Source organism: Pseudidiomarina halophila, from assembly GCF_003987215.1.
Classification (GTDB): Bacteria; Pseudomonadota; Gammaproteobacteria; order Enterobacterales; family Alteromonadaceae; genus Pseudidiomarina; species Pseudidiomarina halophila.
On sequence record NZ_PIPW01000003.1, the window covers coordinates 363757 to 375172 of the forward strand.

Here is an 11416-nt window from a genome sequence, read left to right on the forward strand (position 1 = left end):
ATACTGGTCTTATCACCGAAGATCACTGCAATTGTTGCGCAGACTCAAGCTCTTGCAGATGTTTTAGAAAAGCCTGAGCATCTAAAAAACCAGCGATCCGTGCTTGCTCAATGGCCTCACCATTGCGAAAGAATAGAATCGTCGGCAAGCCAACTACGCGATAGCGCTGTAAAATTTCATTGTTACTGGCAGTGTTTGCGGTCACGTCAGCTTGCAGCAGTACAGCGTCGCTTAATGCGTCCTGAACTTCCGGGTTGCTGAAGGTGTAACGCTCGAATTCCTTACAAGCGACACACCAGTCGGCGTAGAGGTCGAGCATCACCAACTGGTCATCCCGCGCTGACGCGAGTTGTTGCTCAATTGCCGTGACAGAGTCGACTTTGACAAAGGGCAGGCGTTGATGCTCGCCCTGCGGCCACCACAGCACCAATAACCAGGCTGCGAGTATCAGCCATAATGAACTCATTGCAATCCCAGCGGCACCTTCGCTGTCACGCAAAGTACTGCTAATCAGGAAGAGTGCGCTTAGGGAAATGAACACAACCCACAGCCAATCGGCCAGGTGTACGGGTAGTAAACGTTCGATAAACAGCACCGCCACGGCCAACAAAACAACGCCAAAAGCACGTTTGATGATGTTCATCCACGGCCCGGCTTTGGGAAGTAGTTTACCGCCAGTAGTACCAAATAGAATCAAAGGGATACCCATACCTAGACTTAATGCATAAAGTACACTTGCGCCTACCGTCAGATCTCCGGTCTGGGCAATGAACAGCAGTGCGCCTGACAGTGGGGCGGTGGTACAGGGTGAGGCAATTAACCCGGACAACGCACCCATAACGAACACACTACGGTGCGCGCCGCCGCGCTGGCGTTGACTCATCTGGTTCAGGTAGTTTTGCCATTTACCCGGCAATTGCAGGTTGTAGACGCCCAGCATGCTTAATGCGAGTGCAATGAAAAGTACTGCTAAAATCACCAGCACCACAGGATGTTGCAGCATGGCCTGAAAGCGTAACCCTGCCATCGCCACGACGATGCCTAGCAATGAATAGGTAAGCGCCATACCCTGCACATAAGCGAAGGATAAGGTGAAGGCGCGGCCGGTCGACAAGCGCTTCTGTGGCCCCATAATGATGGTCGACAGAATCGGGTACATAGGTAACACGCACGGCGTGAAAGCAAGACCAATCCCGGCAAGTAGGAAAATACCCAGTAACCAGATTAAAGGCTGTTCATTCAAATCATCAAACAAACTGGTTGCGCTAAACTGCTGACTGTTGGCTGCCACTTGTTCGACATTAATGACTGGCGTCGCAGTGCGGTTGTCAGCTGCTGTGTCCGCTGCAACGGTGATGGAGTCAGTGACCGCTGAGAGCGGCACAGTCTTGCTGGTCGGCGGGTAGCACAGGCCAGCGTCGGCACAGCCCTGGTAGGTGATGGTGATCGATTCGGCACTGGTATTGGCTAAGGTTAATGAAAACTCAAGCTGGTCACGATAAATGATCGATTCACCAAAAAACTCATCATAATGAGATTCACCAGAAGGAAGCTGTACCGGCTCTGCAAGTGGTACTGAATCACCAAAACTAAAGCGGTGTTGGTAGAGGTAGTAACCCTCGGCAATGTCAAACTTCAGGGTGAGCTGTTTGCCTTGTTGGCGGAAGTCAAACTGGAAAGCCTCATCAACGGGAAGGAACTCTGATTGCGCAAACGGATCCGAACTGTCGTAGGAAAAATCTTGCGCGTCTGCGCAGGGAAATAATCCGAGTACGATAAAAAGCGCAGTAAAAATCAGGGCGTTCCCGCATTGCCGCATCAGCTTGTAACCTCTTTTAACCAATGTAAATACGCTTCACTGCCGGCTGTTACAGGCAGTGCAATTAATTCTGCTACTTCATAGGGATGAGCTGCTTCAACCATAGCGAAGAGGGCTTCCAGGTGCTCTTGCGAGGTTTTAATTGCCAGCATTACCTCGTCATCGCTGTGTAAGTGATCATCCCACCAATACATCGATGTTGAAGGCGCGCCTATGTTAACACAGGCGGCCAGCCGCGCACGCAGAACCTTCTCCGCTATGGCTTTGGCTGTTGCCTTATCGGGACAACTGCAAAGAACGACTTGAAAAGGTGTAGTCATAAAGCGTCCTCGATTATCAAAATTAGCGATCTAACTAGAAAAAAATTTTGCGTAAAGCCTTGAGTTCCGACTTCCGCCCCCCCATAACTGTGGCACAAACTTTTTAACAGCCCCGGTGAGGAATCACAAGGGCAAGTTATCCATCCACAACTTAGGTTTAGGAGTTATCAACGATGAAACTTCGTCCTTTACATGATCGTGTGATCATTAAACGTTCGGAAGCAGAAACCAAATCTGCCGGCGGTATTGTACTGACTGGCTCTGCAGCGGAAAAATCTACCCGCGGCGAAGTCATTGCAGTCGGTAATGGCCGTATCTTGGACAACGGTGAAGTAAAAGCGCTTGACGTAAAAGTCGGCGACAGCGTGTTGTTCAATGAAGGCTATGGTGTGAAAACCCAGAAAATCGACGGCGAAGAATACTTAATCATGAGCGAAGCGGACATTCTCGCAATCGTCGAAGGTTAATCTTCCCAGATACAGTTTTTTAAGAGGACAACGAACATGGCAGCTAAAGAAGTAAAATTTGGTAATAACGCACGCCAACGTATGCTCAAAGGCGTGAACGTATTAGCCGACGCAGTAAAAGTAACTCTGGGCCCGAAAGGCCGTAACGTGGTGTTGGAAAAATCATTCGGCGCACCTGTTATCACCAAAGATGGTGTTTCAGTAGCAAAAGAAATCGAGCTTGAAGACAAGTTTGAGAATATGGGCGCCCAAATGGTCAAAGAAGTGGCGTCTAAAGCGAACGACGAAGCTGGTGACGGCACCACAACTGCAACTGTTCTGGCTCAGTCAATTGTCAATGAAGGCCTGAAAGCTGTTGCTGCGGGCATGAATCCAATGGATCTGAAACGCGGCATCGACAAAGCTGTGATCAGTGCTGTGGAAGAACTGAAGAAAATCTCTCAGCCTTGCGACAACAACAAAGCTATCGCGCAGGTGGGTACTATTTCTGCAAACGCTGACAGCACCATCGGTGAAATCATCGCTAAAGCCATGGAAAAAGTTGGCAACGAAGGCGTCATCACTGTTGAAGAAGGTCAGGCTCTGCAAGACGAACTCGACGTGGTTGAGGGTATGCAGTTTGACCGCGGTTACTTGTCGCCTTACTTCATTAACAATCAGGAAAACGGCACTGTTGAACTTGAGAGCCCTTACATCCTGTTGGTTGATAAGAAAATCTCAAACATCCGTGAGTTGTTACCTACTCTTGAAGGTGTAGCGAAATCAGGCAAGCCGTTGTTGATCATCGCCGAAGACGTTGAAGGTGAAGCCTTAGCGACTCTGGTTGTCAACAATATGCGTGGCATCGTAAAAGTTACTGCAGTGAAAGCGCCTGGCTTCGGCGACCGTCGCAAAGCTATGTTGCAAGACATCGCAGTATTGACCGGTGGTACTGTAATTTCTGAAGAAATTGGTATGGAACTGGAAAAAGCGCAGCTTGAAGAACTTGGTACTGCGAAGCGCGTCGTCATCAGCAAAGACAACACTACTATTGTTGACGGTAACGGTGATGAAGCAGCAATCGAAGGCCGTGTGTCGCAGATCAAACAGCAAATCGAAGATACTTCTTCAGATTACGACAAAGAGAAACTGCAAGAACGTCTGGCTAAATTAGCTGGCGGTGTTGCCGTCATCAAAGTCGGCGCTGCGACCGAAATGGAAATGAAAGAGAAGAAAGCGCGCGTTGAAGATGCTCTGCATGCAACCCGTGCTGCGGTCGAAGAAGGTGTTGTCCCTGGTGGCGGTGTTGCACTGGTACGTGCAGCGAGCAAACTGGGTGACCTGCGTGGCGACAACGAAGATCAGAACGTCGGTATCAAGCTAGCATTGCGCGCAATGGAGTCACCATTACGTCAAATCGCAATGAACGCTGGCGCTGAAGGCTCAGTCGTTGCCAACAACGTGAAAAACGGTGAAGGCAACTACGGCTATAACGCCGGTAATGACACCTACGGCGACATGCTGGAAATGGGTATTTTGGATCCAACCAAAGTAACGCGTTCAGCACTACAGTTCGCCGCATCTGTTGCAGCTCTGATGATCACCACCGAAGCGATGGTCGCAGAGTTACCAAAAGATGAAGCCCCAGCCCCTGATATGGGTGGTATGGGCGGAATGGGCGGCATGATGTAAGCCCCCAGGCCAAAACGAAAGCGGTGCTCATTTTTGAGCGCCGCTTTTTTTTGTCACAAATTTGGCAGTGGGCGCATCTTAAAGTTACAGACTATAAAGGAGGTCCATCATGAAAAAGTTAAATCGGATAACTACAGTCCTGTTTGCAAGTTTACTAAGCACGACAGCCTTTGCTGCTGAAGTGAATGTAAAATGGGAAGATGTTGACGATTACCGGGATATCGAGGCGGTAAGCGATATTCAGGAGCGTTTTGAGAAACGTATCATGGAAGATTTAACTGCACATTGGAAAGAGCTTGGCACCAAATTGCCTGAAGATCATAAGCTGTCGATCACCATGACAGATTTAGATCTGGCGGGCCGTGTTGAACCGACCTATGGTGTTGGTGGTAGCGGTCATATCCGGGTTTTAGACAGTGTGTCTTTTCCGACAATGACGTTTTCGTACACCTACACTGATGGCAGTGGTGAAGTTATCTCAGAAGACACTGAAGTACGCCTGAAGGACTTAGGTGATGGCTCGTCTACCTTGCGCAGTATACACGGCACGAGCGACGACTCGCTGTACCGCGAAAAACGCCTGATGACCGAATGGGTACGTCGTCACTTCGACGTCCGTTAATCAGGTACCTTGTTCAGTTACCTGATCAAGAAAGGGTTAATTCCAGTGGTGTTTTGCTAGGCTCGCCAGCGATTTCCCGGACTAAGCGCGGCACCAGGAAACCCGGTAGTTTAGCTCGTAATTGCGCCGCAATAGCGCAGGCATCGGCGTCAGTCACAGCAAAGTGGCTGGCGCCTTTTACTTTGTCCAGCTGATGCAAGTAGTAAGGTAAAACCCGCGCGGCAAACAAGCGCTCACTAAGTTCTGCAAGAACCTTGGCATCATCGTTAATTCCCCGCAGTAAAACACTTTGGTTCAACAGCGTAATGCCAGCCTCGGCCCAGGCGTTCAGGCGTTGGCGCAGTTGCGGCGCTATTTCCTGCGGATGATTTGCGTGAATTACCAGAACCGCCTGTAATGGGCTGGCCGCCAGACGTTGGGCTAAATCGCTGGTCAAACGTTCAGGTAACACCACAGGCAGGCGTGAGTGGATCCGAATGCGCCGTAATTGCGGCAGTTGCTCGAGTTCGTCCAGCAAACGCGCAAACTGTTGGTCGGTCGCTAACAGCGGATCACCGCCACTGACAATAACTTCGTTAATTTCTGGGTCGCGTTTTAAATAGTCGATCAATTCAGCGCGTTGCTGAGGACCAAAGTGATGATCCGCGTAGGGAAAGTGACGCCGAAAACAATAACGGCAGTTAATCGCACAGCCACCGCGCATGATCACCAGTACGCGCGACTGATATTTGTGTAACAGACTTGGTTGGTTGCTCTCTTGCTCGACTAACGGGTCGGTGGTGAAGCCTTCCGCCTCGATAAACTCATCCTGATGCGGCAGGACCTGGCGCAAGAGCGGGTCTTTTATATCACCTGGTGTCATTAAATTGACGAAATGACGGGTGACATGCAAAGGAAAAAGCTCACGCGCAGCAGCATGTTCAGACACCCATGAGGCAGGTAGATCAAGTATCTCAGCAAGTTGTCCGGGATCACGAATCGCCTGCGCAAGAGCCTGTTGCCAGGCGGGGCGAACCGCGATAGAAGCTACGTCAGTCACAAATCACTCTTAAAATTCATTAGCCAGACGCATTATTTTACCTGAAAATTCCGCGGTTATGGTTTATTATTGCGCGCGAAATCGCTAAACCTGTTGGATGAAGAGGAAATTATGGCGAACTACAGCACGAACGAATTCAAGGCTGGATTGAAGATTATGCAAGATGGCGAGCCTTGTGCCATCGTGGAAAACGAAATGGTTAAGCCCGGCAAAGGTCAGGCCTTTAACCGCGTGAGAATCCGCAAGTTGATCAGCGGTAAAGTTGTCGAGAAGACGTTCAAGTCTGGTGACAGCGTTGAAGGTGCCGATGTTATCGATATCGATCTTGCCTACCTTTATAATGATGGTGAGTTCTGGCATTTCATGAACAATGAAACCTTTGAGCAAATCGCTGCAGATGAAAAAGCTGTAGGCGATGCAGTAAAATGGTTGGTGGAGCAGGACGTGTGTACGTTGACGTTGTGGAATGGCAACCCGATTTCGGTCGCACCGCCTAACTTCGTCGAGCTGGAAATCACAGAAACAGATCCTGGCTTGAAAGGCGACACTGCTGGTACCGGCGGTAAACCTGCGACTCTGAGTACTGGCGCTGTTGTGCGCGTACCGTTATTTGTGCAAATCGGTGAAGTTATAAAAGTCGATACGCGTAGCGGTGAGTACGTTTCACGCGTACAAAAATAGTAGTGTTAAGTTAAGTGATGCAGCGCTCAAACGCCTGGCAGCCTTCGGCAACGTTGGAGGTACTGCGTGAACGCGCTGCATTATTAGCTAAAGTGCGGACGTTCTTTGCCGCCCGTGATGTGCTTGAAGTCGATACACCAGTGCTCAGCCATTATGGTGTAACCGACGTACACTTACAGAATTTGCGCACTCATCTGGCTGGTGATCCTGCCCCCTATTTTTTGCAAACCTCTCCCGAATACGCAATGAAGCGCCTGTTAGCTGCCGGCAGCGGCAGTATCTATCAGTTAGGAAAAGTCTTCCGGGATGACGAGCAAAGCCCGCGACACAATCCCGAATTCACCTTGTTGGAATGGTATCGCGTTGATTATTCGGCGGCGGACTTGATGCAAGAAATCGCAGCCTTATTGCAATTTACAGTTGGGGCACCGCCAACACAAACCGTGCGCTACCAGGATCTCTTTATCCAGCAGCTAGGTGTTGATCCATTGGCCGATGATGCGGTCGTTGCATTGCAGCAGGCGTTAAGTCAGCAACCCGGGTTAGCGGAGCTTGTGATTCGGGAAAAACACCTCGACACCTTATTGGATCTCGCTATGGCTATGGTCATCGAGCCGCGTCTTGATCCGGAAATCCCAACTTTTGTGACCGACTACCCAGCCTCGCAGGCGGCGTTAGCGCAATTAAGCCAGGGCGACCCGCGTGTGGCCCACCGGTTTGAGTTGTTCTACGGCGGTATTGAATTAGCTAACGGCTATCAGGAATTGACTGATGCTACGGAGCAACAACAACGCTTTAAGCGCGATCGTGAACAGCGTAAGGCATCAGGTAAATCGGACACCCCTGAAGACCCGCGTTTATTGGCCGCTTTAGAATGTGGTATGCCTGACTGTGCGGGGGTTGCGCTAGGTTTTGATCGCTTACTCATGGTTTTTTTGAACAAGCGCCATATTGGCGAAGTTCTGCCTTTTGCCATCGACCGTGCCTAAGAAGATCGCAGCGGCACTTGCCGAACACCAACGTGATGTTATAATATAACAACTTATACAAAGTAAAGATGAAGGCAACTAACGATGACACAACGGTCATTAGACAGAACAGGTATGTGGGTAACCACCTTGTGTGCTTTGCACTGCTTGCTGCTGCCTGTGATTCTGCCGATGTTGTCGTTGATCGGTTTATCGTTCATAGGTGAAGAAGTACTTGAACGGTTGATTCTTGGCACCAGCATCTTGTTGGGCCTTGTCGCTTTAGTGATGGGCATGCGCCAACACCTGCGTATTTATCCTCTGGTATTGTTAGTTGCGGGTGGAGCTATCTACTGGCACAAAGACAGCCTTGGCGAAGTAGGCGAACCTATCATTATTCTCTGTGGTGCTGCACTCATCGTTGCTGCACACTGGGTAAACTTAAAGCTTACCCGTCAGGCCTCATTACTTCGCTCTAGCGCTTTTCAATAATTACCCCAGCTTCCACATGATGGGTGTATGGGAACTGATCAAACAGGGCGCATTTCACCACCTCATGAGTTGTCGCTAAGCTCTGCAGATTCTCCACTAAAGTTTCCGGATTACATGAAATATAAACGATTCGATTGTAATTCCGTACCAGCTCAATAGTGTCAGCATCCAGACCGGCCCGTGGCGGGTCAACCACAACGGTACCGCAGTTAAAGCTTGCTAAGTCAGCTTCATTGGCGCGGCGCGATTCTTTTTCACCTTTCATAACCGCACTAAAATCCTCGGCCGACATGCGCACCACTGTCACGTTATCGATGTTGTTAAGCTCGCAGTTATAACGTGCTGAGGCAACGGACACCTTACTGATCTCGGTCGCTAGAACCCGATTAAAGTTGCGAGCCAGCGGCAGGCTGAAATTCCCATTACCACAGTACAACTCAAGCAGATCGTGGTCAGTTTCGGTCGTGGCCGCCAGGGCCCATTCGACCATTTTGATGTTCACCGCCGCATTGGGCTGAGTAAAACTATTTTCGGTCTGTTGAAACTTATAGTTCCGGCCAGCGATTTCGAGTTCCTCAACGACCCAGTCCTGCTGCAGGTTTATTTTTTGCTTTCGTGAACGGCCAATAAGATGAATGGTTCCCATTGCTTGCAAGGTGCTGCGTAGCTGCTCCGCGGCAAGCTCCCATTCCTCATCAAGTTGACGATGATAAATCAACGAAATTAATGCTTGTCCGCTGGTGGTGGTGAGGAACTCGACTTGAAACAGTTTTTGCCGCAATACCGGACGGTCTTTGATTTGTTTGATCAACTCCGGCATCAATGCATTGATCAACAAACTGCCAGCGGGAAAGCTATCCATGCGGATTTTTTCGCGCGTGTCCGGATCGAACATGATGTAAAACAAGTCATCGCCTTCATGCCAAACCCGAAACTCTGCCCGCATCCGGTAATGGGATGGGGGGGAAGCGAACACCTCTAGCTCAGCGCTGGTGTAGGGTGCCAACATGCTTTGCAAACGCGCTTGCTTCTCAGCAAGTTGCTGTTGGTAGTTTTCCGGCTGTATTGCTAAATGTGTCATCGACACTCCTTCCATTTGGTACGGCTGTATTGGCATTGCTTGCGCGAGGCCGAATTGTAAACACTAGGGTATAAAAGTCTAGTGTTGTGGGAGGGATTCTGTCTTTACAAAAAGTATGCAATTGAACATTGATTAACCGCAGTAAATGTTTCAATATGTTTCTACGCGTACGATAAAAGAACATTTATTTGCGCTGAACAACAAGAATTACTAACAAGAATAATAAGGTGACTAATATGTCTAAGCATTTTGTAAAGCGCGGTAGTTTTGCCGTAGCAGCCCTCGCCCTTGCGGTAAGTAGCGCTGTTGCCCATGCAGGTAACGACAAAGAGCGTGTCATTATCCAATTTAAACCTGGCAGCCAGGCGAATGTTGAAAAAGCTGTTGCTCGTGCGGGCGGTAACAAGCACGTCGATTTGGCCAAGTTCGATGCCATGGCAGTGAGTGTTCCTGCCGCTGCACTGAATGGTCTGCGTAATAATCCGAATGTCGTGCTGGTTGAAGAAGATAGTCCACGTCAATTGCTAAGTTCACAATACGAGCCGGGTGCACCTTATGGTATCGCTCAGGTTCAGGCGGATTTAGTTTCTGATGCTGGTGCCGGTAACCGCAAAGTTTGTATCATCGACTCGGGTTATGATCTGGGTCACCCTGATCTGCAAACCTCTGGTGTGACAGGTCGTTTTGATAGTGGTTCAGGTAATTGGTATACCGACGAAAACGGTCACGGTACCCATGTTGCCGGTACAATCGCTGCTCTAGCTAATGGCGATGGAGTGATCGGTGTGCTGCCTAACGGCAACCTTAACTTGCACATTGTTAAAGTATTTAGCGCAAGCGGATGGAGTTATTCATCTTCGTTGATTGCTGCCGCTGATCAGTGTGCGACCGAAGGTGCACAAGTTATCAATATGAGTCTTGGTGGTTCACGCGCAAACCGTACCGAGGAGCGTGCCTTCAGTCAGTTAAACGATGCGGGTGTATTGAGCATCGCTGCTGCAGGTAACGACGGCAATACGCGTCACTCTTACCCAGCTTCTTATGATGCAGTGGTTTCCGTTGCGGCGATCGATAGCACTGAAACTGTCGCGGCATTCTCACAACAGACCGATCAAGTAGAACTCGCCGGTCCAGGTGTAGCTGTACTTTCTTCTGTACCACGTGGTACTGGTGAAAAAGTTGCGGTAACGGTTGCAGGAACTGGTTATGACGCGAATGGTATGGATGGTTCAGCGCGGACCGAAGTTACCGGAAATCTGGCTGACTGTGGTATCGGCGACCAGGCCTGTGCAGGCGCAACAGGTGCGGTATGTTTAATCGAACGCGGTACGATTTCGTTCACTGAGAAAGTTCAGGCCTGTGAAGCGGGCGGTGGTGTCGGTGCTATTGTGTATAACAATGAGCCTGGTCCGCTGTTAGGTACACTTGGTGAATATAGTGCTTCTATTCCGGCTGTGGGAATTTCTGACACAGACGGCGCTGCGCTACTTTCACAACTGGGCGCAAGTACTACGGTAAGCGTAGTTGATAGTGATTGGGCATTCTTTGACGGCACCTCGATGGCGACGCCACATGTTGCCGGTGTTGCTGCTCTAGTTTGGTCACATCACACCAGTTGTACCAATAATGAAATTCGCGCGGCCTTGCAGGCATCAGCGAAAGACCTTGGTGCTGCCGGTCGCGATAATGCCTACGGCTACGGCCTGGTACAAACCAAAGCTGCAGTTGACTACCTAACCACATACGGCTGTGCTGGTTCAGGTAATACTGGCGGTGATACCGGTGGTGATACTGGAGGCGGTAAAGGTGGCGGCAAAGGTGGTCCTAAGAAATAAGCCATCCTATTAGCTGACATTTGATGAAAAAGCTCGCATATTGCGGGCTTTTTTTATGCGTGTTGCATAGAAAACCAGCAGTCAGTAAAAAAACAGCTAATTAGTTGGTTTTGATGCTTGACGTGGCGACTTAAATCTCTAAAATGCGCTCCACGCTTGAGGCAGGCAACGAAGCCGCCGAAAGTAACAGTTTAGGGTCTTAAAAAAATTAGCCGAAAGGCTTGACACTAAACGCCGAGGCTGTAGAATACGCCGCCTTGCTTGCTACAACGCAAGCCTGCTTTTAACCAAGCAGAACGCTCTTTAACAATATACCAAGCCAAGCAAACTGTGTGGGCACTTACCGGATTCAGGCAGAGAAAAAGCATCTTCGGATGCGAGTATTCTTTCGTATAACGAAGAGAATACACCTGACTGATTG

The 11416-nt window shown here is 49.6% G+C and carries 12 protein-coding genes; 7 read left to right on the forward strand and 5 right to left on the reverse strand.

The annotated features are described in order from the left end of the window. Positions 1–22: 22 nt before the first annotated feature. Both CWI69_RS10735 and cutA read right to left on the reverse strand, forming a co-directional pair. On the reverse strand, positions 23–1819 hold the full coding sequence (locus CWI69_RS10735; RefSeq protein ID WP_126764218.1) for a protein-disulfide reductase DsbD: 1797 nt from the start codon (positions 1817–1819) through the stop codon (positions 23–25). Further along, positions 1819–2139, reverse strand: a complete 321-nt coding sequence (gene cutA, locus CWI69_RS10740) for a divalent-cation tolerance protein CutA (RefSeq protein ID WP_126764219.1) — start codon at positions 2137–2139, stop codon at positions 1819–1821. Before cutA ends, CWI69_RS10735 begins: the two co-directional genes overlap by 1 nt. 173 nt (positions 2140–2312) lie before the next feature. Here cutA and CWI69_RS10745 point away from each other — a divergent pair, with 173 nt between their 5' ends. The 3 genes from CWI69_RS10745 (at position 2313) to CWI69_RS10755 (ending at position 4899) form a co-directional block, all read left to right on the forward strand. Beyond that, a complete protein-coding gene (locus CWI69_RS10745) occupies positions 2313–2606 on the forward strand; it encodes a co-chaperone GroES (protein WP_126764221.1) in 294 nt (97 codons plus the stop codon). Positions 2607–2642: 36 nt separating this feature from the next. Then, the gene (gene groL / locus CWI69_RS10750) at positions 2643–4277 is read left to right on the forward strand and encodes a chaperonin GroEL (RefSeq protein ID WP_126764222.1); all 1635 of its coding nucleotides are present in this window, start codon (positions 2643–2645) and stop codon (positions 4275–4277) included. Between the two features lie 109 nt (positions 4278–4386). Beyond that, positions 4387–4899 carry a DUF3016 domain-containing protein gene (locus tag CWI69_RS10755; RefSeq protein WP_126764224.1) on the forward strand — a complete coding sequence of 171 codons (513 nt, stop codon included), beginning with the start codon at positions 4387–4389 and terminating at the stop codon, positions 4897–4899. Between the two features lie 25 nt (positions 4900–4924). On the opposite strand, the gene epmB is transcribed toward CWI69_RS10755, so the two are convergent. Continuing rightward, a complete protein-coding gene (gene epmB / locus CWI69_RS10760; RefSeq protein WP_126764225.1) occupies positions 4925–5938 on the reverse strand; it encodes an EF-P beta-lysylation protein EpmB in 1014 nt (337 codons plus the stop codon). A 111-nt stretch (positions 5939–6049) separates the two neighbouring features. Between epmB and efp the strand changes: the two genes are divergently transcribed. From efp to CWI69_RS10775, 3 genes are all read left to right on the forward strand, one after another. Continuing rightward, positions 6050–6619, forward strand: coding sequence for an elongation factor P (gene efp, locus CWI69_RS10765; protein WP_126764227.1), 570 nt, complete (start codon positions 6050–6052; stop codon positions 6617–6619). Between the two features lie 17 nt (positions 6620–6636). Continuing rightward, positions 6637–7608: an EF-P lysine aminoacylase EpmA gene (gene epmA / locus CWI69_RS10770; protein ID WP_126764228.1), complete on the forward strand. Its 972-nt coding sequence runs from the start codon at positions 6637–6639 to the stop codon at positions 7606–7608. A gap of 84 nt (positions 7609–7692) precedes the next feature. Beyond that, complete coding sequence (locus tag CWI69_RS10775; RefSeq protein ID WP_126764229.1) at positions 7693–8079, forward strand: MerC domain-containing protein; 387 nt, start codon at positions 7693–7695, stop codon at positions 8077–8079. On the opposite strand, the gene trmA is transcribed toward CWI69_RS10775, so the two are convergent. Next, positions 8063–9160, reverse strand: a complete 1098-nt coding sequence (trmA, locus tag CWI69_RS10780) for a tRNA (uridine(54)-C5)-methyltransferase TrmA (protein WP_126764230.1) — start codon at positions 9158–9160, stop codon at positions 8063–8065. The genes CWI69_RS10775 and trmA overlap by 17 nt on opposite strands. Before the next feature lie 236 nt (positions 9161–9396). Here trmA and CWI69_RS10785 point away from each other — a divergent pair, with 236 nt between their 5' ends. Further along, positions 9397–10995, forward strand: coding sequence for a S8 family serine peptidase (locus CWI69_RS10785; RefSeq protein WP_126764232.1), 1599 nt, complete (start codon positions 9397–9399; stop codon positions 10993–10995). 227 nt (positions 10996–11222) lie between these two features. Here the strand turns inward: CWI69_RS10785 and CWI69_RS12285 are convergent. Next, on the reverse strand, positions 11223–11416 hold a 194-nt coding region (locus CWI69_RS12285; protein ID WP_206750268.1), incomplete at its 5' end, for a hypothetical protein.

Bases quoted from the DNA above. Each gene is read 5' to 3' on its own strand.
- CWI69_RS10735 (WP_126764218.1), bottom strand. From the start codon at position 1,819: ATGCGGCAATGCGGGAACGCCCTGATTTTTACTGCGCTTTTTATCGTA.
- cutA (WP_126764219.1), bottom strand. From the start codon at position 2,139: ATGACTACACCTTTTCAAGTCGTTCTTTGCAGTTGTCCCGATAAGGCA.
- CWI69_RS10745 (WP_126764221.1), top strand. From the start codon at position 2,313: ATGAAACTTCGTCCTTTACATGATCGTGTGATCATTAAACGTTCGGAA.
- groL (WP_126764222.1), top strand. From the start codon at position 2,643: ATGGCAGCTAAAGAAGTAAAATTTGGTAATAACGCACGCCAACGTATG.
- CWI69_RS10755 (WP_126764224.1), top strand. From the start codon at position 4,387: ATGAAAAAGTTAAATCGGATAACTACAGTCCTGTTTGCAAGTTTACTA.
- efp (WP_126764227.1), top strand. From the start codon at position 6,050: ATGGCGAACTACAGCACGAACGAATTCAAGGCTGGATTGAAGATTATG.
- epmA (WP_126764228.1), top strand. From the start codon at position 6,637: ATGCAGCGCTCAAACGCCTGGCAGCCTTCGGCAACGTTGGAGGTACTG.
- CWI69_RS10775 (WP_126764229.1), top strand. From the start codon at position 7,693: ATGACACAACGGTCATTAGACAGAACAGGTATGTGGGTAACCACCTTG.
- trmA (WP_126764230.1), bottom strand. From the start codon at position 9,160: ATGACACATTTAGCAATACAGCCGGAAAACTACCAACAGCAACTTGCT.
- CWI69_RS10785 (WP_126764232.1), top strand. From the start codon at position 9,397: ATGTCTAAGCATTTTGTAAAGCGCGGTAGTTTTGCCGTAGCAGCCCTC.